Source organism: Candidatus Chloroploca asiatica (assembly GCF_002532075.1).
In the GTDB taxonomy this organism is placed as follows: Bacteria; Chloroflexota; Chloroflexia; order Chloroflexales; family Chloroflexaceae; genus Chloroploca; species Chloroploca asiatica.
Genome location: NZ_LYXE01000069.1, coordinates 1 through 26,773, shown reverse-complemented (window position 1 = coordinate 26,773; position 26,773 = coordinate 1). Strand labels below are relative to the sequence as shown.

At 57.4% G+C, this 26,773-nt stretch carries 25 protein-coding genes; 7 read left to right on the top strand and 18 right to left on the bottom strand.

Features of this window, described 5'->3' with window-relative positions; genetic code table 11:
• Positions 1–221 precede the first annotated feature (221 nt).
• Entirely contained in the window at positions 222–1,253 is a 1,032-nt protein-coding gene (locus A9Q02_RS07865) for a gluconeogenesis factor YvcK family protein (RefSeq protein WP_097651808.1), read from the top strand.
• An 80-nt stretch (positions 1,254–1,333) separates the two neighbouring features.
• Here A9Q02_RS07865 and A9Q02_RS07860 read toward each other — a convergent pair whose 3' ends face one another.
• The 12 genes from A9Q02_RS07860 to A9Q02_RS07805 all read right to left on the bottom strand — a co-directional run bounded on the left by A9Q02_RS07860 (position 1,334) and on the right by A9Q02_RS07805 (position 15,523).
• Entirely contained in the window at positions 1,334–2,320 is a 987-nt protein-coding gene (locus tag A9Q02_RS07860; protein ID WP_097651807.1) for an ABC transporter permease, read from the bottom strand.
• A complete protein-coding gene (locus tag A9Q02_RS07855) occupies positions 2,317–3,393 on the bottom strand; it encodes an ABC transporter permease (RefSeq protein WP_097651806.1) in 1,077 nt (358 codons plus the stop codon). Before A9Q02_RS07855 ends, A9Q02_RS07860 begins: the two co-directional genes overlap by 4 nt.
• A gap of 32 nt (positions 3,394–3,425) precedes the next feature.
• Entirely contained in the window at positions 3,426–4,988 is a 1,563-nt protein-coding gene (locus A9Q02_RS07850) for an ABC transporter ATP-binding protein (protein WP_097651805.1), read from the bottom strand.
• Positions 4,989–5,115: 127 nt separating this feature from the next.
• Positions 5,116–6,432, bottom strand: coding sequence for a BMP family lipoprotein (locus A9Q02_RS07845; RefSeq protein WP_097651804.1), 1,317 nt, complete (start codon positions 6,430–6,432; stop codon positions 5,116–5,118).
• A 435-nt stretch (positions 6,433–6,867) separates the two neighbouring features.
• A complete protein-coding gene (locus tag A9Q02_RS07840; protein WP_245860456.1) occupies positions 6,868–7,872 on the bottom strand; it encodes a cellulase family glycosylhydrolase in 1,005 nt (334 codons plus the stop codon).
• A 212-nt stretch (positions 7,873–8,084) separates the two neighbouring features.
• Complete coding sequence (locus tag A9Q02_RS07835; RefSeq protein ID WP_097651802.1) at positions 8,085–8,909, bottom strand: PfkB family carbohydrate kinase; 825 nt, start codon at positions 8,907–8,909, stop codon at positions 8,085–8,087.
• 24 nt (positions 8,910–8,933) lie between these two features.
• Positions 8,934–9,629: an RNA-binding cell elongation regulator Jag/EloR gene (gene jag / locus A9Q02_RS07830; RefSeq protein ID WP_097651801.1), complete on the bottom strand. Its 696-nt coding sequence runs from the start codon at positions 9,627–9,629 to the stop codon at positions 8,934–8,936.
• 16 nt (positions 9,630–9,645) lie between these two features.
• Positions 9,646–10,665 carry a YidC/Oxa1 family membrane protein insertase gene (locus A9Q02_RS07825; protein WP_097651800.1) on the bottom strand — a complete coding sequence of 340 codons (1,020 nt, stop codon included), beginning with the start codon at positions 10,663–10,665 and terminating at the stop codon, positions 9,646–9,648.
• 104 nt (positions 10,666–10,769) lie between these two features.
• Positions 10,770–11,114: a ribonuclease P protein component gene (gene rnpA / locus A9Q02_RS07820; protein ID WP_097651799.1), complete on the bottom strand. Its 345-nt coding sequence runs from the start codon at positions 11,112–11,114 to the stop codon at positions 10,770–10,772.
• A gap of 71 nt (positions 11,115–11,185) precedes the next feature.
• The gene (gene rpmH, locus A9Q02_RS07815) at positions 11,186–11,359 is read right to left on the bottom strand and encodes a 50S ribosomal protein L34 (protein WP_097651798.1); all 174 of its coding nucleotides are present in this window, start codon (positions 11,357–11,359) and stop codon (positions 11,186–11,188) included.
• A gap of 200 nt (positions 11,360–11,559) precedes the next feature.
• Positions 11,560–13,401, bottom strand: coding sequence for a S1 RNA-binding domain-containing protein (locus A9Q02_RS07810; RefSeq protein ID WP_097651797.1), 1,842 nt, complete (start codon positions 13,399–13,401; stop codon positions 11,560–11,562).
• Between the two features lie 52 nt (positions 13,402–13,453).
• Positions 13,454–15,523, bottom strand: a complete 2,070-nt coding sequence (locus A9Q02_RS07805; RefSeq protein ID WP_245860452.1) for a putative cobaltochelatase — start codon at positions 15,521–15,523, stop codon at positions 13,454–13,456.
• Positions 15,524–15,879: 356 nt separating this feature from the next.
• Here A9Q02_RS07805 and A9Q02_RS07800 point away from each other — a divergent pair, with 356 nt between their 5' ends.
• From A9Q02_RS07800 to A9Q02_RS07780, 5 genes are all read left to right on the top strand, one after another.
• The gene (locus tag A9Q02_RS07800; RefSeq protein WP_097651796.1) at positions 15,880–16,959 is read left to right on the top strand and encodes a rod shape-determining protein; all 1,080 of its coding nucleotides are present in this window, start codon (positions 15,880–15,882) and stop codon (positions 16,957–16,959) included.
• A gap of 109 nt (positions 16,960–17,068) precedes the next feature.
• Positions 17,069–17,977, top strand: coding sequence for a rod shape-determining protein MreC (mreC, locus tag A9Q02_RS07795; protein WP_097651795.1), 909 nt, complete (start codon positions 17,069–17,071; stop codon positions 17,975–17,977).
• Entirely contained in the window at positions 17,950–18,483 is a 534-nt protein-coding gene (locus A9Q02_RS07790) for a rod shape-determining protein MreD (protein ID WP_097651794.1), read from the top strand. Before mreC ends, A9Q02_RS07790 begins: the two co-directional genes overlap by 28 nt.
• 16 nt (positions 18,484–18,499) lie before the next feature.
• The gene (locus tag A9Q02_RS07785; RefSeq protein ID WP_097651793.1) at positions 18,500–20,845 is read left to right on the top strand and encodes a penicillin-binding transpeptidase domain-containing protein; all 2,346 of its coding nucleotides are present in this window, start codon (positions 18,500–18,502) and stop codon (positions 20,843–20,845) included.
• Positions 20,846–20,911: 66 nt separating this feature from the next.
• Complete coding sequence (locus A9Q02_RS07780; protein ID WP_097651792.1) at positions 20,912–21,199, top strand: hypothetical protein; 288 nt, start codon at positions 20,912–20,914, stop codon at positions 21,197–21,199.
• Between the two features lie 89 nt (positions 21,200–21,288).
• Here A9Q02_RS07780 and A9Q02_RS07775 read toward each other — a convergent pair whose 3' ends face one another.
• From A9Q02_RS07775 to A9Q02_RS07760, 4 genes are all read right to left on the bottom strand, one after another.
• Entirely contained in the window at positions 21,289–22,008 is a 720-nt protein-coding gene (locus A9Q02_RS07775; protein WP_245860449.1) for an SDR family NAD(P)-dependent oxidoreductase, read from the bottom strand.
• Entirely contained in the window at positions 22,008–22,340 is a 333-nt protein-coding gene (rsfS, locus tag A9Q02_RS07770) for a ribosome silencing factor (protein ID WP_097651790.1), read from the bottom strand. The genes A9Q02_RS07775 and rsfS overlap by 1 nt, the downstream gene beginning before the upstream one ends.
• 78 nt (positions 22,341–22,418) lie before the next feature.
• The gene (gene glgA, locus A9Q02_RS07765) at positions 22,419–23,642 is read right to left on the bottom strand and encodes a glycogen synthase (protein WP_097651789.1); all 1,224 of its coding nucleotides are present in this window, start codon (positions 23,640–23,642) and stop codon (positions 22,419–22,421) included.
• Positions 23,643–23,654: 12 nt separating this feature from the next.
• A complete protein-coding gene (locus tag A9Q02_RS07760; protein WP_097651788.1) occupies positions 23,655–24,278 on the bottom strand; it encodes an MBL fold metallo-hydrolase in 624 nt (207 codons plus the stop codon).
• Positions 24,279–24,691: 413 nt separating this feature from the next.
• On the opposite strand from A9Q02_RS07760, the gene A9Q02_RS07755 reads away from it, so the two are divergent.
• Positions 24,692–25,753, top strand: a complete 1,062-nt coding sequence (locus tag A9Q02_RS07755; RefSeq protein ID WP_097651787.1) for a ParB/RepB/Spo0J family partition protein — start codon at positions 24,692–24,694, stop codon at positions 25,751–25,753.
• A gap of 73 nt (positions 25,754–25,826) precedes the next feature.
• Here A9Q02_RS07755 and A9Q02_RS07750 read toward each other — a convergent pair whose 3' ends face one another.
• Both A9Q02_RS07750 and trxA read right to left on the bottom strand, forming a co-directional pair.
• The gene (locus tag A9Q02_RS07750) at positions 25,827–26,111 is read right to left on the bottom strand and encodes a metal-sensitive transcriptional regulator (protein WP_097651786.1); all 285 of its coding nucleotides are present in this window, start codon (positions 26,109–26,111) and stop codon (positions 25,827–25,829) included.
• 94 nt (positions 26,112–26,205) lie between these two features.
• Positions 26,206–26,532, bottom strand: coding sequence for a thioredoxin (trxA, locus tag A9Q02_RS07745; RefSeq protein WP_097651785.1), 327 nt, complete (start codon positions 26,530–26,532; stop codon positions 26,206–26,208).
• Positions 26,533–26,773: the final 241 nt, after the last annotated feature.

The following is a 26,773-nucleotide window of genomic DNA, read 5'->3' as shown; positions in this document are numbered from 1 at the left end:
GCTTCCTGGGGGGCACTGCCCCATACGCATGAACGCAGAAACCGACGCGTATGCTGGCTTTTTCGCCACCACAAGCCTGATTTCGGGGGGCCTGCGGCCCCTAAACTCTCTGCCAACATAACATAGTTTTCAGGGCACGGCAAGTCGGAAGTCCTGGCCGAAAAGAGCAGGATCTACCGTACAATTAGGCGATGGTAGAGTACGACGCCAGGAGAGACACCATGACCAACGGGATAGATGAGGGAGCGGGTTTCAAGCTCGTAGCGATCGGTGGCGGTGGTGGGGTCAGCCAGGTATTGCAAGGGATGCAGCCCTATCATGGCAACCTCACCGGGGTGATTGCGGTCACCGATACTGGGCGCAGCACCGGGGTCGCTCGTGAACTTGGGGGCATCCCGGCCCCGGGCGATCTGCGCAATACGCTCGCCAAACTCGCCCGCGACCCCGACGACCTGCTCGCACGGTTGATGCAGTACCGCTTTGTTGCCCCAACGCTGCCAGCCCTTGACGGGATGGCCTTTGGTAATCTCTTGATCGCTGCTCTCGCCCAGATGACCGGTGATTTTGGGCAGGCGATCACGATCATCAGCACGATGCTTGCTTGTCGTGCGACCATTCTGCCCGTTGCAACCGTTGATGCCCATCTCTGCGCCGAACTCGCGGATGGCAGCCTGGTCGAGACCGAACTGGCCGTACGCGGCCTCAACAAACCCCCGCTTGCCCGCCTCTTCCTCAAACCCGCTTCAGCCCCCGCCAATCCTGCGGTGCTCGCGGCAATCAGCGAAGCCGATTTGATTGTGCTTGGCCCGGGCAGTTTCTTTACGTCGGTGCTAGCCTCGTTGCTCTTTGACGGTATGATCGACGCCCTCCGCACAAGCAAGGCCCGCATCGTTTTTGTCTGCAATACCACCACCCAGCCAGGTCAGACCGACGGCATGAATGTCTACGCGCATATCGATCATCTAGTCGCTCTGCTTGGGCCGGGCACCTTGACGTCCGCTTTGATCAACCGCAGTGAAGATCTTGATCCTGCGATCCTGGCGGCCTACGCCGCCGAAGGGGTGCATCTCCTCGAGCCTGACGATCAAGAACTGGCCCGCATCGCCGCACATGGCGTCACGCCACTGGTGCGCAACCTCACCGAAACCCCCTCAGGCAAACGCGAGCTCTGGAACAAACAGGACACCATCCGCCACGACCCTGCCTTGATCGGCATGGCGCTCTGGAAACTCATCCTCGATCAACGCCTCTGATACTTGCTCTTTTGCTCGCACACAAGGCCAGTTTCGCTGGCCTTGTGTGCGAGCAAAGGAACGCTTGCTGGGTCACGCCCTCAAGGGCGCTCGAAGCGTTGCCCAAGGGCCGCAGGGGCCGCAACGGCCAACCGTGAAACAAGCATCGCGACAGGGCCGCGCAAGGTCGGTGGGAGGCTCGCAATCCGCCGGAGCGCTTGCGGGCTAGAGACCAGGTTCACCAGCGCCAACACCAGGATCATCAGCACAAATGGTGCCACCTGGAAGACCTGTGTTGGTACACCTGCCATCGTACGCTGCGAGCGAAGCGCGACAATCTCAAGCGCCGCAAAGAGATAGCAACCAAAGGCGACGCGCCACGGACGCCATCCCCCAAAGATCACAATCGCCAGTGCGATCCATCCCATGCCAAAGGTGTGTCGGTACGACCAACCCTGCCGGAGATCGAGCGAATAGGCCGCCCCAGCAATGCCCACCAGTGCCCCCCCAAGAATGCACATCAGGTAGCGCATCCGCGTCACGGGAACCCCACGCGCAAATGCTGCCGCAGGTCGCTCGCCAAGCGCCCGCACCGTCAAACCCATGCGCGTATGAAAGAGCATCCACCAGATAAAGGGCACCAGCAGAAAGCTAAGATAGATCAGCAAATTATGCCGAAAAAAGACCACCCCAACGATTGGCAGATCAGCCAGCAACGGAATCGGCAGAAACGGCACTGACGGGCCAGGCACGCGCACCACTGGTGCACCAAGAAACGAGGAGAGTTCAATCCCAAGCAGCGCAAGCACAAAACCCACCGCTGTCTGTGACTGGCCCAGCGTGAGGCTGAGGATGCACAGGATCAGGGCGATCGCCGCCCCGATCAGCGCCGCCCCGCCAAAGCCCAGCGGAACGCTGTTGGTCACAAGGGCCACCGTGAAACCGCCCATCGCCCCGAGCATAATTGTGCCATCAAGCGAGAGATTGATCACCCCCGAGCGCTCGCTGAGCAACGCGCCCATCGTGGCAAAGATCAGCGGTGCCGCCGCCGCAAGCACAGCCCCCAGATCAATTGCTAGCTGGTTCATGCCCTTCTCCTGCGCTGCATCAAACCGCGTGATACCAGGGCGGCCAGCACAAGTGCCCCCTGCAAAACACCAGCAATGCTGCTATCAATCCCCAACGTCAGAGGCAACTGTACACTCCCAACGGTGAACGTCGCAAAAACGACCGCCACTGGCAACACCCAGATCGGGCGGGCCAGCACCAGCAAGACCACCAGCAAACCAATGAGACCAACCCCACTCGAGATATTGGGAATCAGCTGGTGAAAGACGCCAAGCACCTGAAGTGTGCCGGCCAGACCAGCCAGCAGGCCACAACCCGCCATAGCTTGCGCCATGCGTTTGACCGCTGGCACACCCAAGCGATCGGCTGCCGCCCCATTTAGCCCGACCGCCCGCACCTCCAGGCCCCATCGCATCCGTGACAATACCCACCAGACGACCACCAGGGCCACAAGGGCAATAATTGGCGCAAGCGGGGCCAGGCGCAACGAACCGACCGTAGGCAACCAGAGTTCGCGCGGCAACAGCGCCGTCCCCGAAGAAGAAGCGCTGCCTTCGCGCCGCCACGGCCCAAGAATGAGATAGAGCGCAATCCCACTGGCGAGAAAATTCAAGCCCAGGCCCGCAAAGATCTCGTTCACCCCCGCCCCGAGGCGCAAACTCGCCGCCAGCAGCGCCCAGAGCATTCCACCGGCAGCGCCAAACGCAAAACTGAGCATCCAGAGCAACGGGGGCGGCAGATCCGGAAAGAGCCGGAGCGGGATCATCGCGGCAATCGCCCCGAGCACGACCTGTCCTTCGATCCCCAGATTATAGAGACCTGCGGCAAAGGTCAGCGTCAACCCACCGGCACAGAGGATCAACGGCGACGCAAGCATCACCATATCACCAAATCGGATCGGGGTACTGAAAGCACCAAAAAGAAGGATTCGGTATGCATCAAGTGGAGCCACATCAACCGTCAGCAACACAACGGTTGTCAGCACCAGGGCACCGAGAAAAGGCAAGACCAGACGAGCCAGATAATCAGCGAGATCAGCTAGCTGATATGTCGCGCGACTGGTGAGTTGTCCTCCCGCGTCTTGGATCTGCATAACAACTTCAGGCTCACGCCCTTCAAGGTGCGTCAAGACGCACTGCGTTCAAAACCGACGCCACCAATCAACTCGGCCAGTCGTGCCCCAGTCAGCGTAGCCCGCGGCAATGGGGCCGACATTTCGCCCGCAAAAAAGACCAGGATCTCATCACTATAAGCCATGAGCTCATCAAGATCCGCCGAAGCAAAGACCACCGAGCAACCAGTGGCACAGCGTGCCTGCAGGCGTTGCCAGATCCCCTGCGCCGAGGCCACATCAAGCCCGCGGGTCGGCTGTTCACATGCCAGCCCGCGACAAGCATCGGGCACCAGCGCAAGCATCGCCCGCTGCTGATTCCCGCCAGACAACGCAATGAGTGGGGTGATCGGGGTTGCCTTAATTTCGTACGCTGCAATCGCCTCGCGGGCTGCCTGCGCGGCAACCTGCCGATCAACTGTAATCCCCGCCGGTTGCAACAGCGCAAAATGATCAGTCAACGAGAGGGCACCGACAATCCCATCACGCATACGATCAGCCGGCAAGTATTCGATCCCGGCCTCGCGGTAGGTGCGCGTGCGTGCGCGCGTCATATCCACACCATTGATCAGGATCCGGCCACTATCCGGGTGCAGACGACCGGCCAGCAGGCGGAGCAAAATCTGCTGTCCACTCCCATCCAGTCCCGCCAGACCAATGACCCGCCCCTGCGGGATCCGCAGATCAACGTTGCGTAGCCTGACCATCCCCTCGCGAGCCGTGACCTGCTCAAGCTGCCAGACCAGTGGTCTCGTTGGGCTAGCCTCAGAGGATCGCTCATCCTGGATTGGTTGAACCACAGGGAGACCCTGCGGCTCAGACACGGACACCCCTGCCAGCAACAACGCCTGTCCACTTGCCTGCACAATCCGTTCACCAAACATCAACTCAAGCAAGCGTTGCTGTGGTTGCGGCATCGGTAACTGTTCACCGACCAGTTGCCCGGTGCGCAGCACACTGACTGTATCGCAGAGCGCCGCAACTTCATCAAGTTTGTGGGAAACAAAAAGCACGGTATTGCCATCGGCGGCCAACTGGCGCAGCGCGTCAAAAAGAGCATGGGCCTGGGCCGCGGTGATCCCGGTCGTTGGTTCATCAAGAATGAGCGTACGGGCACCACAGGCGAGCAGACGAACAATTTCGAGTTGCTGCCGTTGCCCAACCGTCATGGCCCCGACCGGCGTATCAGGCGCAAGGGTAAAACCGAGGCGTTGCGCCATCGTAGTCAATGTTGTCCGGGCCATCGCCCGTGAAGGAAAAGCACGCCGCGGGGCCGCACAGAGCAGATTCTCCAGGGCCGTAAAACCAGGTACATCAAGCGGATCTTGATGCACCATACCCACCCCGGCCTGAAGCGCATCGCCCGGCCCACGCAGCCTGACGGGTTGACCGTCAAACGCAAGCTGACCCGCATCGGGCTGCAGAAAACCCGACACGAGTTTCATCAGGGTACTTTTGCCAGCCCCGTTCTCACCCAGCACACCGTGAATCTTGCCCGACGCAAAGCGCAACGACAGCCCATCGTTGGCACGAAGGCTGCCGAAGGTTTTGGTTAAGTTCGTGACGGCAATTTCCATCCCTCACCCGGCTTCTTCCGCTGGTTCCATTGCCTACGTCCCAAAAACTCGATACTTTGCGGTCAAACAAGCCAGCAATGCCGGCTTGCTCGACCGCAAAGTATTTGGCGTCCGCAGGCCCTATACGCTACGGCGCACTCTGACCTTCGATACCCTCAAGCAACTGCGGTGTATTCCAGATGGCCAGATCGTCAGCAACCGCACCTTCAGCCACAAAGACTGTCCCATCCTGGAAATTCAGCGGCCCGGTAAAGAGATCCAGACTGCCATCGGCCAGTTTGCTGATGAAATCATCAAGGAATGCCCCATTCTCAGGCGTCAACCCCGCCCCCTTGATGAACCCAATCATACTGGTATCGGGATTATTGATATCGCTCCAATCTGGCCCGATCCATTCCCACTGTGACTCAAACCGACCTGCCTGAGCTTCAGTCAGGATTTCGGTATAGCGTGGTCCCCAGTTAAAATAGGGCACCCCAAGACACACATCCTCACCTTGCGCACAGGCATCTTCGTAGTCATACGGCACCGCCCAAACGGTTCGCCCGGCTGCCGAGGCCTTATTCGCCTCAACCAACGCCTCGGTCGTATCAATGCCCGAGATAATGACATCGTTGCCTTCATTGATGAAATCAGTCGCCACACGGGTCGGATCAAGCGTAACCCCAGGAATATTGAACCAGAAGCCAATCCAGGTCACCTTGAAGTCAAGGCTATCAGCCGGCTGCTCACGGTAATTTTCCCAGCAATACTTCGCGCCCAGATAGGTCGAGTTGACCAGACGGCGCGTCTCAGGGTCAATCAACGGGCCCAGGTAGGCCAGTTTGCCCGCGTCGCTCTGCAGCGCAGCGGCACAACCTGCCATCATTTTGCCATACTCCATGCGCCCCATCAGATTGGTCAGATTGGACGGCGCACTCCCCGTCAAAACAGCATCACCTGAGGCATGCAAGAAATAGACCTCCGGATGGGCTTCGGCGGCAAGCTTCGTTCCATCAGCAAACTCGGCGCTATTGGTAATCACAAACTTGGCGCCCTGGTTGATCAACTCCTCAATCGCCTGCTCAACCTGGACATTGGGGCGATCAGCAGGATTGACTTTATCAATGTAGATAAAGCGTGACCCTGGCAAACGCGCCTGGGCATACTCAGCCGCCTCGAAGTGGGCCTGGTTCCAGCCGCCATCATTCGTCGGGCCAACTAGAATCATCCCAAAGACAAACTCTTCTTCAGCCGGGGCTTCGGTCGCTGCGGGTGGCTCGGTGGGCTGAGTCGCTTCAGCTGTAGGCTCAGCGGGGGCATCTGTTGGCTCAACCGGTGGCGCACCGGTAGCCTCGGGGGCAGGCGCAGCGGTCGGTTGCGCGGCGGGGGTTGTCCCACACGCGCCCAGCAGCAAGGCGAACAGAACAAGCAGGGCAATGAACCGGACGGGTGGCTGACGCATGGTTGCGCTCCTCTGGTATCTGGACAAGCCGGCAATAACAAATGCTGACAACAACGTGGAGTTGCTGTCAGCATTGATGCATTCGCACGAAGACAATGGTCTTACAACGGGCTCATGCCCTTTGCCGCGTCATCGCTGGCGTTCATATATTAAGTTCAGGTTAACAACTATGGGGGAGTATACTCGATGCCTGGATGCGTGTCAACTTGGGATGCTACCAGCGCAGGGCTACTGCAACGTCTGCCTCCGGCGGTGGGGTGTGGGGCGGCTGCACCGCCCCACGAGATTTTTTGGTTCGTTTTGGCGGCTTCGCCGCCAAAACGAACCAAAAACTGGGGTGTGCGGCGCAACCCCAACGATGTTGCAACAGCCCTGGCTGCCAGCGAAGCTGGCAACACATCCACGTCGAGGATGGGGATGCTCGGCACCGTCAACTCAGTTGGCGATGAAGAGATCGCCAACTAACCCATCAAGTGTCGGCTGAAAAGGCCAGAGCATAACCCCCGCTGCACCTGCAGCACGGCTCGTGGCAAGCCCAATCCGCAGATCACGGCGCAATTCCTCTTCGTTGCGCAGGGTTCCGGGGCCAGTTGGAAAACCGAGTTCCGTAACGACGATTGGTTTTTGCTGAGGCAAATTCCTCAATTCAACAAGCGCACGGCGGAGATCTGTGGGAAAACCAGCTCCATAATACCAGTGCTGAGCATAGCGCCCCGAATCATACGGATCATTGTCATAGTAGTGAAACGAGTAGAAATCCACCAGATCTGCCGGTGAGGCATAGAGTCCAGCAGGACGGAAATAGCTTTTACCAAAACCCATACCAATCGTTATCGGGCGTCCGGGGTCAAAGGCACGCACATCGGCGCTCATGCGTGCGAGAAAGACCACGCGATGCCAGGCCAGTTCACGGCATAACGAAAAATCACCATTATCCCAGTCCCAGCACCGCTGGTCCATCGGGCTCCCGATATCAGGCTCATTGAAGAGATCCCAGCCGAGCAGACCGGAACGTCCTGCGAGATGGCTGACGACCGGGCGAATATGCAAGGCAGCGGCAGCCTCGTACTGACCACCGTGCAGCTGATCTTGCGGAAATTTCGCCAGCAAGACCGGCAAGACATAGATGCCGTGGCGATTGGCACTGGCAATCAGGGCATCAAGGTGAGCCAAGGCAGGGGCTTGATTATAGGCTTCACTCGTTGTCCGTGCGCCACCAAAGACATAATAATTAAGAAAGATCCGGATCGTATTGACGCCAAGTGTCTGCAGGCGCACCATATCAGCATCAATCAACGCCTGATCCCAGGGGCAGCGTCCATCCGCTCCGAAATGCAATTCAGGGCAGCCAGGTGGGGCACCAGTATAGTCAATATAGTTGACGCCACGCACCTCAAAGGGGTGTCCATCAACGAGCAACTGATCACCGGCCACTGTCACGGCAGGCAAACTCGGCCCACCTTGTGCACGCGCCGTGCTCCGCCGGGCCTCAGCCACATCTGAATGTGTTGCGCCTAGCACAACCAGAAGGATTACCAGCACCATCAGGCCAATTGATCTACGCCAACAAGATGCGATCATCGTCAACAACAGCCTCTCATACCAATTAACCGGTGAGGTATCCGCATCCGTACATGGACATGGTATCACATCTAGAGACGAGCCAACACCGCGTCACGGTTGGTCAAATTGCCTAGACCTCGTCCTTCAACCGCCAAGGCAGCCGCAGCACTGGCAAACTGTGCGGCAGCCAGCGCATCACCGGTCTCAGCCAGGCGCACGAGCATCGCCGCAGCGAACACATCGCCCGCACCCGTCGGATCATACTCCTGCGCAGGACACGCAGCGATTGGATGGCTCACACCATACTGGTAGAGCGTCGCCCCCAAAGCACCGCGCGTCACCACAACGAGCGGGCAATGGCGCGCATAACTCGCGACGAGCGCTTCATCACCTGCCACATCCTCAATACTAACCACCAGCAGATTGATCCGACGCAACAATGCTGGCGGCGGCAGCCAGCGGCAGGGTTGCACCAGTGCCGGCAGAGGCTGCGCCCAAGTTCGCATCCAGCCCTGGGGAGTCACCACGATCAAGGCCTCGGGAAAGGCCGTGATCAGCGCAAGATCAAATTCATGCGCAACAGGAGCCAGATGCACGAGCCGGGTGGCGTACCATGCGGCAGGCAGATGGTCAAGCACAAGCGGCGAAGCCAGCGCGTGCAGCCACTGACTTCGCCGATGAGCATCATAGCGATTTTCAAATGTCGTCACCGCTGGTGAAGGCACCAGAACCGTCTGAACACCTTCATGGTTGGCAAGGGGCGCCGCTGGAGTGCCGGCCGTCACCATTGCGGCGGTCAAACCCAGACGTACCGCAGCCCCCGTCGCATAACGCACGGTGCCCCCAGGCGCAAACCGGCCATCAGCCAACCGATCATACGTAGCATGCCCGAGGGCAAGAAACTGCGGCACCATCGTCTTCAACAGCCTAGCAACAACTTATGAGCGTGCCGGAAAGATCACAATCTTACGGTTCTCACCCTCACCAGAACTCTCGGTATAGATCGTCTTATCATCACGGAGTGCAAGGTGGACAATCCGACGCTCGTAGGCGGCCATTGGTTCCAGCATCATCGGGCGACCGGTCTGGCGTACCCGTTCAGCCATCCGGCGGGCCAGACCTTCGAGCGACTCCTGGCGACGCTGGCGATAATTGCCAACATCAACGACAATTTGCGGCCACTTCTGCACCTGACGACTCACGAGCAGATTAAGCATAAACTGAAGCGAACGCAGTGTCTCGCCACGGCGACCAATCAACAGACCCATTGCCTCTTCATCGGCCCCCTCGACGTGCAGCGTGATCGTCTCTTCGACATCACCTTTTTGCCCAGGCACCCGCGAGACAACTGGCGTCACATAGGCATGGATATCCATACGTGCGAGCAACTCATCAAGCACCGTCTGGGCTATCGTCTGCACATCATCGGTCGAAGAGGCTCGAGTGATCGGAAGCGCAGACACTGGTTCGTCATCATCATCATCTACCACCGTGACACGTACCAGGGCCTCATCACCAGCCTCGCCAGGCTCGAGCACCGCGATCATCACCTCGTCACGGTCTTTGCCGAGCTGCGCCAAGGCGAGCTCAACGGCTTCAGTGACGGTGCGTGCGCTGATCTCGATGCTTTTCATAGTCTTCCTTTTACTCCTATTTGCGTCTACGATTGCGGCGTGGACTTACCTGTCCTCGCATCTGTGACTGAGATGACTTGTTGACCTGTTCTCCTGGTTGATCCACGATCAGGTCAGCGCCACCTTCGGCGCTACTCGCTGATGCAACCGCAGGCTGTAACTCGGTCAACGGACGCATCACACCCCAGAAATCAGCACGTGTGGTTGCGACAGATGCTTCAGCCGAAGCACCCGTGTCGGTGGCAACGGCGGCCACGGCCGGTGCAGGCAGTGTCGTCGACTTGCCATCCGGGGGCAAAAACTTGAGATAATTGGCCAGCGAACCCCACCCAGTAATGAAATACTGTTGAACCACCCCAACCATGCTGCTGACAACCCAGTAGAGCACCGCACCCTGAGGGAAGGTGAAGGCGATATAGCCAAACACCAGCGGCATAAACATCATCATCTGGGTCATCATCTTCTGCTGGGGATCCTGAACCCGCGGGGTTGCCATCACCGTCTGCAAGAACTGGAAGACGATCGAGAGAATCGGCAGCACAACATAGGCCAAGCCTGCAAAACCATTGGCCCCAAACGCGACACCGCCGGGATCAATCAGACCAAACAACTGTTGTGAAAAGACTGCGGCAACGGCAGGATCTTGTAACGCAGCTTCAGCCGCAGGACTCAGATACTGACGTCCCTGCTCACCACCAAACAGGTGATAGACAGCCTGATACACACCAAAAAAGATCGGCAGTTGGAGCAGCAACGGCAGACAACCACCAACCGGATTAACCTTATGCTCTTTATAGAGCTTCATCGTCTCTTCTTGCAGCTTTTGCGGATCTTTGCCATACTTCCGCTGCAATTCTTTCATCAACGGCTGAAGCTGCTGCATTCCCCGACTCGAACGAATCGAACTCAGGGTGAGGGGCAAAATAAGCAGGCGTGCGGCAATGGTAAAGAGAATAATGCCAAGGGCCACATTGCCTGTAGCTGATGAAAACCAGATCAGCGCCTGCTCAAGCAGGCCAACAAACCATGACCACATATGGTCTCCTCAACGTATGCGCACCCTTGACGACCTAGCCATGTTCTTCGGCTTCACACCAGGGGCGGATAGATACCGCAGGGGCAAAATAAACACTCAACAGGTTAAACGCTGCGCCAGAGTTTTGCCTGGCGCAGCAATCCTTCAACCAACTGTTGCAACTGTGGGAAGGGTAACTCACCCACTTCAGGCTTACGCACAACAAAAACGAGATCATAGCCTGTTTCAACGTAGGGTAAAGCCAGACGAACAGCTTCACGCACGCGTCGCTTGGCTCGATTGCGTATCACAGCGCCTCCCAGGTACTTGCCAACGACGAACCCACAACGAAGACGGTGGGGTCTGCCAATCCGCATATACAAGGTCAGCAGCGGTGACACGAAACGTTGACCCTGGTTTCGCACACGCCGAAACTGTTCAGGATGCCGCAAGCGGAGAGCACGTTTCATATCAGATCATGACACCATAGCCACGGCTTCAGGCGTGTTGTGATCGTACGCTGTGCGACGTGCAGTACCATTTAGCGATGCCCACGTCGCACCTGACGACGCTCATCGCTTACCGACAGTTTATAGCGACCCTTGATGCGACGACGGCGCAGAATGGCACGTCCGTCTTTTGTCTCCATCCGTGAAAGAAACCCATGTTTACGCCGGCGCGGAATGCGCTTGGGCTGCCATGTACGTTTTGGCATCTCTACGCTCCTCTCTATGACAAACTCAGAGTATTATACGTGCCACGTTCGGGCAGTGTCAAATCCGTTTCCCCCAGGCGAATACTTATTCCCCACGTTATCAGGTGGGTGTGAGCAACTTCGCTGCTCACACCCACCTGATAACATGGGGACTGGGGGGTTACATCCCAGACCGTTGCGCAAGCCCTGGCAACGGAATCCTAGTCGTCGCGGCCAACCTGCTGTAACGTTCGTTTGATAGCATCACGCTGGCGGCGATCCTGCCGATCCTGGCGCTCCTCTGGATCGTCTTCAAAGTCCTGTTCTTCACGCTTATTTGTTTTGCGCTCACGACGCGGCGGAACCGACCCACCAAACTTGCTGAGCAGATCTTCGAGGGTGGCATCACCGACGAACTCTTCTTCAACATCCTCGGTGCTATAGGTTTCGGGCTGAACGGCATTGCGACGCTCGCGTTCACGCTCACGGCGTTCGCGGCGCTCACGCTCACGCTCACGCCCGGCCTTGGCCTCGGCTGCGGATGAGGCAAACCGTGCTGCCGCTGGTGCATTCGCCGAACTAGCCGCCCCACGTGACGGAGCCCCGGCACTGCTCGTCGCCGAAGTGTAGCCCTCTTCGTCACCCTCGGCCATTACTTCGTCATCGGACTCGTCAAGCCGCATAGTCAGGCTTATCCGCTTGCTCTGCTGGTCGACTTCAAGCACCCGGACACTGACCTTATCGCCAACGGATACGACATCCTCAACCCGATTGACCCGATTCGACGACAGAGCTGAAATATGAACCAGGCCATCGCGCCCAACCCCGATATCAACAAAAGCACCAAACGGGGCAATCCCACTGACAACACCTTCAAGGATCTGATTGGGCTCAAGTTGCTGCATCTTCTGCGAGCGTTGAGCGCGGCGCAGGCTCAAGCTGATGCGCGTTCCATCGGGGTCAACTTCCAGGATCTTGAAGGCGAAACGATCCCCAACTTTGACCGCATCTTCAGGCTTTTCAACCCGACCCTCAGCCAGTTCACTCACGTGAACCAGGCCATCCTTGCCCACACCGATATCCGCAAAGGCCCCAAACGGTGCATAGCCCGTAATGACCCCTTCGACCACATCACCGATTTTCAACGAAGCAAGACGTTCTTTGTCAACCTCGGCACGACGGGGACGATTCGCATTGCGTGGCGCCCCACGAACAACCTCAGGGCTCCGTTCGCGTTCACCGCTACCCGTTCGCATCGTCAGACTAATCCGACGCGCTTCGGGATCGACACTTTTGATCCGCACGTTGACGGTATCGCCAATTTGCACCAGATCAGACGGCGTATCAATGCGCGTATCACTCATTTCCGAGATATGCACCAGACCATCGCGCCCAACTCCGATGTCAACAAAAATGCCATAGAGCGCAATCGACGTGACACGGCCTTCGAGTTCCATCCCCGCACGCAGATCTTTGAGTTTACGTGGGCGCGAACCATCCTCGGCCACCGGGGTAAAGCTAGCCCCTGACTCGGCAGAAGTTTCACCTGTCACCGCTGTTGCAACTGTCGCGGTCTCTTCAGTCACGGCTGCAACTACCGACTCAGCCTCGGACGTGGCGACTGCTTCCGCCTCGGGCGTGGCGACTGCTTCGGCCTCGGGCGTGGCGACCGCTTCGACCTCGGGCGTGGCAACTGCTTCCGCCTCGGGCGTGGCGACTGCTTCCGCCTCGGGCGTGGCGACCGCTTCGACCTCGGGCGTGGCGACCGCTTCGACCTCGGGCGTGGCGACCGCTTCGGCCTCGGGCGTGGCGACCGCTTCGACCTCGGGCGTGGCGACCGCTTCCGCCGTAGCAACGGCATCTTCAGTTGTCACAACCTGTTCGGTGTCTGCTGAGGCAACAGACTCAGTCAGTTCAGACGCAGGCTGACCCTCAGACACAACCGCTTCTGCTTGCTCTGATGGGGCAACTATGGCCTCAACTGCTGGAGTTTCCACTACGGCGAGCGGCGTCGTCAGCCCCTCATTCTCGGTGGTCTCATCGTTACGTACCTGATCGGTCATCTCCTGCGCTCCTCCTGACGTGTGGCGTCCACTGCTCTACTTATCCATCTATCTATATTTGCATCTGGCGACGGACAGCCTGTACCAGGCCATCATCGCTCAGGTCTTCAAGCCGATAATACGAACCTTTAAGGTGTTCAGCGAGGCGACGTGAAAGCCCTCGCTCAAAGGTTGGATGCTCGGTATCGATCACGATCGCCCGAATATCACGGGCCGCAATCAGATCAGCAATCTGATAGGCCTCTTGTTGAGGAGGCAACCGACTAATCGCAACATTGGCCTGGCCGTCGGTCAAAAGAACCATCAACGGCAAGATTTCGCTATCCTGACGACGTGCGCGTTCGAGTAACTCAAAGGCGGTCAACATACCTCGCGCGAGTGGGGTTTTGCCACCGGTCGGCATAGTCTGGAGACGTTTCTGGGCAAGTTCGACACTATTCGTCAGGGGCAAGAGCACCCGAGCATAGTCACGCTGAAAACTCACCAAACCAACGCGATCGCGGCGCTGATAGGCGTCGCGCAAGAGTGACAGCACTGCTGCTTTGGTCGCCTGCATGCGTTCTTCCGCAGCCATACTCCAACTTGCATCGACCACAAAGCAGACCGCATTACGGGTACGCCGGACGCGCACCTTCTGGCGGAGATCGCGGCGGGTGAGCAGCACCCGTGGGCGGCGACGCCCGTGGGCTGAACCCAAGGCGCGGCGCTCGCGCTGATAAATCGCGGCTTCGCGCAAAGTTGCATCAAGCGCCAGATCAGTCACCCGGTGTTGCTGACGACTCGTAATGTAACGACCCTGCTTGCGGGTTGTCCGGGTACGTGTACGCTTACCCGGCGAATGTCGCTGCTTCCGATCAGAAGTCGCCTCGAGTCGACGCGTCCGAAACATCTCATCGGCGTCAAACTGCTTCCCCCCCGTCTGGTTGTCACTCGTCTGTCCGCTCACGTCAGCAGTCCCCGCACTGCCAGTTGGTGTCACTGAGCCATCCGTATTGCCCTGGTCATCGCCACTCTCACCATCATCACCTGGCTCACCTAAATCAGCTTTTTTTTTTACTTCATCCTGGGCCGCAGCTTCGGCAGCCTTGCCATTGCGCTCGAGGATCGAGGCAACACGCTGTTCATCAAGCTTGATCTCGGCAAAGGGTTGACGTCGCATGCGATGGGGCAACGCCAGTTCGGCGGCAGTACGAATATCTTCCACCGTCAGTTGCGTACGACCACTCCACGCAGCGTGCGTGCGAGCAGTCTCAAGGATCGTCAGATCAGCCCGATGGCCATCGACACCAAGTTCGATACAGAGGCTCGCGACGGCAGCCATATCAGAACGATCCATACGCACTGCGGGTAATAACTCACGTGCAGCGACAATGCGCGCAGCTAACTCGGTTTCAGCGGTGCGCCACTCTTCACTGAAAAAGTGGGGGTTCGTCTCATAAGCGAGACGGCGCTCGATCACAGCCACCCGGGAAGCAACGTCGGTCAGGCCGACAACCTCAACCGCAAGGCCAAAGCGATCAAGCAACTGCGGACGCAACTCACCCTCTTCGGGGTTCATCGTGCCAACGAGGATGAAGCGTGACGGATGCGAAATACTCACCCCTTCACGTTCAACCGTATTAATGCCCATGGCAGCGGCATCAAGCAGCAGATCAACGAGATGGTCATCAAGCAGATTGACTTCATCAACATAGAGCAGGCCACGATTAACCTGAGCAAGCAGACCGGGCTCAAAACGGCGCTGACCTTCGGTAATCGCATGTTCGAGATCGAGGGAACCGACAACCCGATCTTCTGATGCTGAAACAGGCAACTCAACCAAACGAATAGTTCGGGTACGAGTTGGGGGTGGCTCCCCTTCGCCGAGGGCCTGACAGGTATGGCAGAGGCCAGCGACGCGATCCGGCTGACAGGAATAGGGACACCCTTCCACAACCGTAATTGACGGCATGAGATGAGCCAGGCCGCGCACAGCGGTCGACTTGGCCGTTCCCTTCTCACCACGAATAAGCACCCCACCCACACGTGAATTGATCGCGTTGAGGATCAGGGCGCGTTTGAGCCGTTCCTGGCCAACGATGGCAGTGAAAGGATAAACTGGACGTAAAACCGAGGTTGTCACAACAATAAAAATCTTCCAGCCCTCAGAAGAGCCAGAAGTCCTAAGCTGCAGCGCCGGTAGAGAGTTTGAAGCGAAAACGACCCAATGACGACCACCCGCCCGATGTGTACGCGTGCTGCCAGACTTCCCCACAAGGATCTGCACTGACTTCAACCACAGCAGTACGCATTCTCTCACAACCCGGCGCAAAAGTCAAATCTCGAAGCAAAGGCTTCGTTGTGCCGTTGCAACAAGCGACTATGCTATAATGAGGGCGAACTCTAAGGCATCGCACATTAGAGTTGCACACGAGGGATCTTTATTTGGTGCTAATTTCTATTTCCGCACATGGGCTGCGGCGATTTTTGGAGTAGAACGTGGGCTTTAACCCGATCAATTCGCTGTTTGGAGCATTTAGTCGTGATCTTGGGGTTGATCTTGGCACAGCCAATACCCTGGTGCATGTACGTGGCAAGGGCATCGTCATCAGCGAACCTTCGGTGGTTGCGATTGATGCCAAGTCCAAGCAAGTATATGCCGTCGGGGCGGAGGCCAAGGCAATGGTAGGCAAGACACCAGCTAATATTATTGCCGTACGTCCACTAAAAGACGGGGTAATTGCTGATTTTGATGTCGTTGAAAAGATGCTGGCCTATTTTATCAAAAAGGCCCACGCTTATTCGGCGATGCGGCTGATGGATCCCCGTCCGCGGGTAGTAGTTGGCGTTCCTTCGGGCGTAACCGAAGTCGAACGGCGCGCAGCCCGTGATGCGACCCTGAATGCGAAGGCTCGCGAGGCCTATGTCGTTGAAGAGCCCATGGCGGCTGCGATCGGGGCAGGCCTGCCCGTTGATGAGCCAATTGGCAGCATGATTGTTGATGTGGGTGGTGGCACAACCGAGGTAGCCGTTATTTCGCTGGGTGGGATTGTCGTCAACCACTCGATCCGCACAGCCGGTGACGAGATCGATGATGCGATTGTCCAGTTTGCCCGTCGTGAGTACAACCTGCTGATCGGTGAGCGGATGGCCGAACGGGCCAAGATCGCGGCCGGATCGGCGTATCCACTTGATGAAGAAATCAAAGTGGTGCTGCGCGGGCGTGACTTACTAACTGGCTTGCCGAAAGCAGTCGAGGTTAGTTCGGTGGAAATCCGTGAGGGCATTGCTGGCCCGGTTAATGCGATTATTCAAGAGGTACGCCTCGCACTCGAAGAGACACCCCCAGAACTTGTCGCCGATGTCATGGAGCATGGCATCACCCTGGCTGGTGGTGGCTCGTTGTTGCATGGGCTCGACCGGCGCATTGCTGCCGAAACCCGCATGCCGGTACATATCGCCGAAGATCCGCTTTCATGTGTCGCACGCGGTGCGGGCAAAATGGTCGAGAATTTTGAGAACAAAGTCTATCAAGATATTTTGACCCGTTCGCAAAATTCGCGCCGCGCCAAGTTTTAAAAATCAGGTTAGCCCTGACTAGCCGATAGTCACGTACTACCTTGACAAAAGATAGCGTCTTGCCTATCCGGGGTCGCCCGTTGCAGCTGACCTGTAGTATAGTGCAGTTATGCATGATTTGCTGAACGATAAACCAATCAAGCTGCGCCGCAGCCAGATCAGGCTTCCACTCGGGCTACGGTCGCTGCTGGTGGGGTTGTTCCTCTGTGGCCTGGCCGTCCTGTTGATCGCCCTTGATGGGCAGGGGAAACTCGGGTCGGCTCGCGCATTCGTGCAGCAGGGGCTTGCCCCCGTGGCACAGGTATTGACGGGCATTCGTGGGCAGGTTGACGCGTTCGCTATGGCTCCTTTTGGTGATGCCGCTATCCAGGCGCGTTTGCAAGAGCTTGAACGGGAAAATAGTCGGCTTGCCGATCAATTGCTCCGCCTTGAGCAAGCCCAGGTCGAGAACGTTTTCTTACGCCAGCAGCTTCAGATTCAACGTGAGCATCCCTGGACTTTGCTGGGGGCTGAAGTCACCGTACGCTCGCCTGATGCAGGACGACGGGTGATTGTGATTGCCCGCGGGACACGTGATGGCCTCGCGCCAGGGATGGCGGTGATCAGCCAGCTGCCCGGTGGTCCAACGGCACTGATCGGGATTGTTGAGGCTGCCGGCCCAAGGACGGCCGAAGTGCTCTTGATCACTGATATTAGTAGTCAGATCAGTGCTCGGGTGATGAACGAAGGGCGTTCAGCACTGGGAATGATGCAGGGCCAATGGCAAAATGGATCACGTTTACGGCTCAACCAAGTTGACCGGGGCTTGCCACTCAAGCAAGGGGCATCGGTGATGACAGCAGGAATGACCGCCGCCCTCAATTTGCCCCTTGATCTCGCCTCGGTGCCCTCTAACATTCCTGTCGGCGTGATCGAAGAGGTACGCACAGCCGAGAATTATCAGTATGCTGACCTACGCCCTTTTGTTGATCCAGACCAGGTACGGTACGTGTGGGTGATTCTCAACCAAGACGATTAGAAGAACGTGTTGTTCATGAACTGAGTCGCCTTGTGGGTATGCTTGTGCTGGCGCTCGTTCAGGTAACACTCCTGAGTACACCGCTCGGGTTCTCTGTCCCACTCGTTTTGATTGTGGTAATTTCAGGTGCGCTGCTGAGCATGGGCGCGGCGTTTCCTGATGTTGGCGTCCAGCGCGTTTTGCGCTGGGCACTCTATGGGGGATTGACGCTCGATATCCTGGCGGCGACCTATCTGGGGACTCACGCCCTGGCCCTGCTCACAGCAACTCTAGTCGTCGTCGTGCTGGCGCGACGGATACGCATTGAAGGTATCATGATTCCGTTGCTGGCCGTGCTGATCGCGAGCGTGATCTATGAACTCGTGCTAGCGTTGTTGATCAATCGAGGCATGATAGAATGGTCAACATACGCCCTGCTTATTATGTTGCCGAGTATTCTCATCACCCTGATCCCAACCCTGCCGATCTTTTTCCTGGTACGCTGGTTGCTCCGCAATCAGTTGTGATCATGTGAGCAATAGTATGCCACGCTTAATTTTGTTACGTCTCCTTGTCATCATTGTTGTGACCATTCTGGTGGGACGACTCTATCAACTTCAGTTGGTTGATCAGGAGAGTCAGCGTTTTGGGAGCAACCCCGATGTCATCACCCGACGAACGTTGACGGTTCTGCCCCGTCGCGGTGAAATATATGCGGCGGATGGCATTACCCTGGTTGCCGAGAGTCTGCCTATCTATAATCTCTCGGTGGTACCGGGACGCCTGCCCAACGCAACGACTGAGCCTGAGCGCCGTGCTGATGTACTCACACGGCTAAGCCTCGTGGCAGGCTTGCCGGCAACCCTACGGCTCGATCCAGCGGTGAGTATTGCAACCCATCCTGCCCTCTATGCCAGGCTGCAACAACTCGATCCCGTGCTGGAATGGCATACCACCGAGCCATCCACGCTCAGCGTTGCACCCGAAGGCCTCCTAGAGATCCTCGATCTCGTGCGGGCCTACGCCCCCCTGTTGGAACTCACGAACCCGATTGAAGCAATGATTGTCCAACAGAATGTCCGTGGCTATCAATATGTCCTCGTGAAAGAGGATATTAGCCCCGATCTTGCCATGGCTATTCGCGAAAATGCCAATTATTTGCCCGGTACCGAGGTGACAGAGGGCTATCGCCGCGCGTATCCGCAAAGTGAAGCGATACAGAGCTTGTCGCACACGCTGGGGTATGTTGGACGGATCACCGAATGCGAGCTCATGCTCGAAAATCCGTCTACGTCGTGGTTGACCAGCCTGGTTGATGTCGTCAGCCGTGCTGGACGGTGTGGCCTGATCCCCAAACAGATTGATCCAACGAGCATCGGTCAGTTACCCTATCAACTTGATGATCGCATTGGCAAAGAGGGGCTCGAAGGGGCGTATGAACATGATCTCCGCGGGCGCATTGGGATCGATACGCTGCTTGTTGATGCCTTGCAACGGCCGGTTGGCCCGATCCAGCAGGTACGCCCAGTGCTCAATGGCAATAATCTGGTCATGACGCTTGACCTGGCGTTCCAGTCTGAGGTTGAACAGATTATGCGCCGCTGGATCGCGGAGGGCGAACGCCGGCGGGTGACGGCCCCTGAACCATATAAACAGGGCTATGATCCGATTATCGCTGGCAGTGCCGTCGTCATTGACCCGCGTGATGGGCGCATTCTGGCGATGGTCTCATTGCCAACGTACGACAATAATGTCTGGGTCACTCCAGAGCGTCAGGCCGAATTGCAAGCCCTCTTGACACGCAGCGATCCAGAAGAACTGGCCGAATTGTTGCGCCTCGCCCCACTGACGAATCGGGCCATTGCCGGTCAGTATCCACCGGGTTCAACCCTCAAGCAATTTGTCGGTGCCATCGCCCTGCAAGAAGGAGTCATTACCCCCGAAACCCGATTGCGTGACCCAGGGTTGCTGCAATTGATTGAGCGGAGCGGTGCGCTCTTTGAGTTACCCAACTCGGTACGTAATCGCGACAATGGCGAATTGACGGTCATTGATGCAATGCGCCTCTCGTCAAATGTCTTTTTTGCCTCGATTGCTGGCGGGAATGATCAGGCATCAAATCTGCGAGCAAGCGATCTGCGAGTGAATGGCCTGCAAATTGATCGCCTGGTCGAGGGCCTCGAGTGGTTTCAACTCGGACGTCGTACTGGGATTGATCTGGTCGGTGAGGCGAGTGGGCTCGTACCAACCCGCACCTGGAAAGTTCAGGCCAAACGGGAAGTCTGGACGACTGGTGACACCTATAATACGGCCATCGGCCAGGGTGATATGCAGGTGACGCCGTTGCAACTTGCGGTTGCGGCAGGGGCCGTTGCTATTGACGGTACAATTTACCGACCGCATATTGTGTCACGGATTGTGGATAGCAATGGCAATCTGGTGCGTGAAATCACCCCTGAGGTGCTCCAGCGCGTTCCCATCGAACCAGATTACCTGAGGGTGATGCGTGAAGGCATGCTCGAGTCGATCATCAATGGTCTGGGTATTGCTGCACGTCCTGAATGTTCTGGCTTGGTAATTGCTGGCAAAACTGGCACTGCGGAGTTTGGGCCATTGATCCAGCGTACCGATGGTCGTCTCATACGTCAGAGTCATGCCTGGTTTGTCGGTTTTGCCCCATATGACAACCCGGAAGTAGTCGTTGCGGTGCTCATCGAGGGAGTAGGCGACCTGAGTGACGGATCTTCGACGATGGCCGTACCTGCTACAACCGAGATTATGCAAGCTTATTTTGGCGCGAGTCGGCCAGAAGATGCCCCGATGAGTTGCCCCGTTTTGCCTGTTGAACCGACTGAGCCTGCCCTTGGCACGGTTGGGCATACTCCTTAGGGACAGTTTGCGTTATAATACCAATAGCCAGACAGCATACTGCATCCCGGGAAGGAGCAACTTGAGATGGCAGGCAGGACGACAACGGCGATGGATCCAGGCCAGATCTTGACTGAAGCCGGGGCCGACACCTTTCGCGGTGAACTGCTAAGTGCCCATGCTGTACGCTGTCAGAACCTCTGGTTGGCGACGGCAACCGTTTATCATGACGGTGCAGCAGAGATTGCCATTTGGTGCAGCCTGAACCCAGTGCATGGGCGGTGGGACGCCGAAATCTACTACTTTTCGTTTGAACAGGCTGTACGTGCCTTGCGCGAATACGAAGAGACGGGGAATATCCCTGAGGGTGAGTAGGCGGGTTGCGTCTGTGGGTCAAGGAACGCGGCTAGCTTCGCTAGCCGCGTTCCTTGACCCACGGACACAGTGTAGAATACCTGGGTCGTTCAGGCGTCACCATAAACGGGGACATGCGCCCCGCTGATGATGCGTGCGTCGGGGCCAACTAGGAAGAGGACGACGCGGGCAATTGCCTCGGGGGGCACCCATGCATCGTAATTGGCATTGGGCATCGCACTCCGGTTTGCGGGTGTATCGATGACACTTGGCAAAATAGTATTGGCCGTAATGCGGTATGGTTGCAATTCGGCAGCAAGTGCTTCGGTAAGCTGCAAGATAGCCCGCTTTGAGGCAGCATACGCAGCAAGCCTTGCCCCGGGTTGCGTCGCCGTGCGGGTACCCACATTGACAATCGCACCGCCACCTCGGGCCATCATATGGGGCACAGCCGCAGCACACGAAAGCACGGCTGTTTTTAAATTCAGATCAAGTTGGGTTTGCCAGATCGCCCAACCGCTCTCATGGACTGGTTTACCCCCGTCGAAACCTCCTGCCACATTGACGAGGATATCAAGCCCACCACAATCCTGCGCCACCTGGTTATAGTAGGCGTTCACCGCCTGCTCATCCGTGAGATCGACCTGTGCACCGATGAGGGCAGCGTGGGGCGGAAGCGCGAGACGATCACGTAAACGGTCAAGATCCTGCTCGCGATGGGAGGGAACCGCAACCGTGGCCCCGGCAGCGAGCAAGATCTGCACAATGGCACTGCCAAGCGCCCCTGTCCCACCTGTGACGACCGCTCTTTTTTGTTCCAGATTCATCATCACTGCACCACCACCACTGGCGGAACGAGACTCCAGAGGCGTTCGAGGCGATAGTAGTCGCGCTGAAGTTGATTAAAGACATGCACGACGACATCGCCATAGTCAAGCACAATCCATCCGGTGTCCGGCGTACCCTCCATCCGAGGATTCAGGCCATATTCCTGCTGAATTTTTTCATCAACGTGTTCAACAATCGCCTTGATCTGACGATCGTTGTCGGCAGAACAGATCACAAAATAATCAGCGATGGTACTCTGCGGTCGGATATCGAGCAAGACGATTTCGTGCGCCTGCTTATCCTCGGCCAGTTCAACCACGCGTCGGGCAATCATTCCAGTCTCGATGGCCTTTGCTCCTCTCTTTGTATTGCTTCCTAACGGAATCATAACATACTTTATTGTGCTTGCCAGCTACCCTTGCGTCCCCTCGGCAACCAGCGACTCATACAGAGCAAGCGTCTTCTGGGCAATCGCGTCCCAGCTAAAATGCTCTTCAACGCGACGCCGTCCGGCGAGCCCAAAACGTTCACGGAGAGCTGCATCACCTGCGACACGATTGATGGCCGCGGCCAGATCAGCCGAGAAAGCCGCCGGATCGTCTGGCTCGAAACTATCTGGCTTGAGACCAGGATCAACGAGCAGACCGGTCTCTTCGGGAACGACAACCTCTTTGATGCCACCAACCGCCGAGGCGACAACTGCGGTCTCACAGGCCATCGCCTCAAGGTTGATAATACCAAAGGGCTCGTACACCGAAGGGCAACAGAAGACAGCGGCATGCGAATAGAGCTGAATGACATCGGGGCGGGCCAGCATCTCGCGGATCCAGATCACACCGGGGCGGCCGGCGCTCGCCATAGCCACGCCTTCTTCCATCTCTTTGCCAATTTCGGGCGTATCGGGGGCACCGGCGCAGAGCACGATTTGCAATGCGGGATCGATGTGCGGAATGGCATTGACCAGGTGAATAATGCCCTTCTGACGGGTAATGCGTCCAACGAAGAGCACAAAAGGACGGGCAGGATCGATCCCGTAACGCTCCAAGGCATCAGTTGCGGCCGTGCGGCGATACTCTGCCAGATCGATGCCATTATAGATCACATGAACCTTTTCAGGGTCAATATTAAAGAAGCGCAGCACATCGGAACGTGTCTCTTTTGAGACGGCAATAATCGCGCTCGCTTGCTCGATGGCCGTGCGTTCCATCCAGGAACTGAGGTGATAGCCATTGCCCAGTTGCTCAACCTTCCACGGGCGTAACGGCTCGAGCGAGTGGATAGTCAACACATAGGGAATGCCCCAGAGTTTGCCGGCGAGCAAGCCACCCATATCGGTATACCAGGTATGGCAATGCACCACATCAGCATCAAGGGTATCTTTGGACATCAAGAGTGAACGGACAAACGCATCAACGGCGCCAGAAAAGCGGGGGTCGGTATTGCGTTTGGTCTCCTCCCACTGGGGATAGCCACGCACCGTGAGAGCGGGGTCATCAACGACCTGATCGCCAAAACAGCGCACCTCTACCGACACAAGCTTAGCGAGCGCACGGCTCAGATACTCAACATGAACGCCAGCACCACCATAGACATTGGGCGGATACTCATTGGTAAAAAGGGCAACTTTGCGCAGCATAACTACTCCATGTCACCATTCAGCATGGCCGTAAAAATCGGCGGGGTGTTGTCGAGCGAGGAATTGCTCGATCAGCGGGCGAACTTCGCCGAGCCGAAACGAGGGGCCGTGGCCGGGATAGCAGTGCGCCGTATCAGGCCAGGGCAGCACAACGGTACGAAGAGTCGCAAGCGACGTCTGAAAATCTCTGGCTGACCAGGTACGTCCCGGGCCACCGGCAAAGAGGGTATCACCAACCAGGATCGCTTCGCCACCAACAACAGCAAGACTCACCTGATCGGCGCAGTGGCCGGGGGTGGCATAGATACGCACCTGGCCTTCACCAATGTTCAGCGTCGCATCGTGATGTAGGTGCGCATCGAGTTCGAGGTGCAGATCGTTGGCGTGCGGGCCAGGGTGGGCATAAAGAGGAACGTGCAGGAGGGCACGCATCTCTTCTAGTGCGCCGATATGATCACGATGGGTATGGGTCAAGATCAGTGCGACGGGTTGCGTACCCTGCAGCAGCGCAAGCAAGTGCTCGGGATCAGCCCCGGGATCAACCAGGGCGCTCACACCAGTCTGAGGGCAGACCAGGGCATATGCATTCATCGGCCAGGGGCCTACTTCACAGGTACGAACAAGCAATGGCACCATTGGCAGCACCTCACGTTGGTTCATGGTATGTGGGGATAGTATAACATGGCCCTCAGCAACTGAGGGCCATGGGTGCGTGGGTGGGTAGGGCGATTGCATCATACGAAATCGGATACAACGGGGCACCCGCAAGGGGTACCCGTACCGGGGCGGGGCACCCGCGAGGGGTGCCCCTACACCGGGCCCGCCCCCCGGCCCTGTAGGGGCACCCCTCGCGGGTGCCCCTCGCGGGTGCCCTCGCGGGTGCCCTCGCGGGTGCCCTCGCGGGTGCCCTCGCGGGTGCCCTCGCGGGTGCATACACAGAAGATGCAATCGCCCTAGGTTCGATGCATGTCCAGATTGCTCCCTGGCACGATCTATGGTACACTTGTGCGTCTTATGGGAACACTTTGCAGTGAGAAGGCCAGGAGGGTATGCAACTCCTCTATCTTGATCCGCAACAACTTGAACTCGATCCTGAGGGCGTCCGCGAAGATCCGGGTGATCTTGCTGGTCTCGCCGCAACGATTGCCGAGTGTGGTCTGCTGCAACCGCTTGGCGTAGTCGCAATTGGCACCGGACGGTATCGGGTTGTCTATGGTGGCCGTCGCCGTGCGGCAGCCGTGCAGCTCGGGCTAGAACGGGTTCCGTGCATCGTACTGGATGCCGATGATCCTGATCTCTTGCTGCGCCAGTTGATCGAAAATGTGCAGCGCCAGGATCTGAATGATCTTGAACAGGCGCGTGCCTATGTGCGTTTGCGTGCCCATCTGATCGAGCAGCATGGCAAACAACCCGAAGGTGAACTGGATGAGGCCGTGGGCAAACTCGTTGGTATGACGGGGCGCACGGTTCGTCGCTATCTCGGTTTGCTCGAATTGCCTGAAGAAGTCCAGTTGATGGTACGCCGTGGTGAGTTGAATGTCACGCAAGCCCAGCATCTCCGTCGGGTACCGAGTCCGAAAACCCAGCTTGAATTGGCCCGCTTTGCCGCTGATGAAGGTATGTCGGCATCTGAGTTGAGCCGTCTGACCGCCTATTTTGCAGCTAATCCTAACCTGACGCTTGAAACGGCGTTGCAGGCCCTCGAGGCTGGCGAGCAATTGCGCACGACACCTTCACCTGCTGATCATGGGAGTGCGGGAGGCCCGCTCGCCAAAACGAGTGGGGTTGTTGTGGAGGAGGTCGAACGTGACGCCGATCTCTGGGATGATGACGGAACTGACGACGATGACCAGTATCTACGGGTCGAAGAAGAGACCGTTGAGAATCAGCCCAAAAATAAAGCGCGCGTCTTTCGCATTCGCTCGCTTGACCAGATGGTCGACGAGACTGATCGCCTTTCACGGGCCTATGTTGAGGGCGATCTCAATAAGTGGGTCGAGCACGACGATGGCGCACCCTTCAAGCTCCGGTTGCTCTTGAAGCAACTCGAGAGCCTCAGTCGTGGGCTGCGTGACCTGGCCCGTCAACGCGGCTGGCCAACCGAAGAGTAAGCTCCTCGCCCCTAAAATAACGTGCTACGAGGAGAGGCCAGCTTTGCTGGCCTCTCCTCGTAGCCCCCTAGCCTTACTTTGCGCCCTGAAAGAGTGCGATTAACTCGGCAATCGTTTGCTCTTGTGGTACCTCGCTATCGCCAAGGCACCCTTGGGCATAACACTGCAGTACCACACTGCTCACGCTCGAGAGAGCCGACTTGACTGCCGCTACCTGGGTGACAATCTCGCGGCAGTCACGGCCAGCCTCGACCATGCGCTGGATACCACGCACTTGCCCTTCAATCTTGCGCAGGCGCAACAGAACCTCATCACGCCGAGGGTCACTAAGGGTATGTACGTGATCCTGATCGGTCATAATAGTCTCTCTCGATCTGAAATAGAAACCAAATATCTCGCTTATTTGGGTCTACATGCACAGATTAGCATGCAAGCTTGACTATCGACATCAATCAGGCGAGAATTTTATCGAAGGCCTCGCGATAGCGAGCCTCGGGCTGTGAACCAACCATCCGCCCGATCTCAAGGCCATCCTTGAAGATGACAAGGGTCGGAATGCCCTGAATACCCAGCTTGCTGGCATTCTGAACCTCTTCATCGGTATTGACCTTGGCAATCGTCAGGCGCCCTTCGTACTCACCGGCCAGTTTATCAAGGATTGGCCCGATCACGCGACACGGCCCACACCAGGGTGCCCAGAAATCAACGACAACCGGCGTCTCAGCCTGCAAGACCTGCTGCGCAAAGTTAGCATCGGTGACCACAATTGGCTTTGCCATTAGAATTCCTCCCAAAGACGGGTCATCCCGACCCGCACTATAGCTTTCATAAATTACCTTCCGGGGGTACCCCCCTGGGGTATAGTATACCCGGAGCCTTTTCTCTTGTCAAGTCCTTACCGTTAGGGCGTCAGGGCGATTGCATCATACGAAATCGGATACAACGGGGCACCCGCAAGGGGTGCCCGTACCGGGGCGGGGCACCCGCAAGGGGTGCCCGTACCGGGGCGAGGCCGCATCC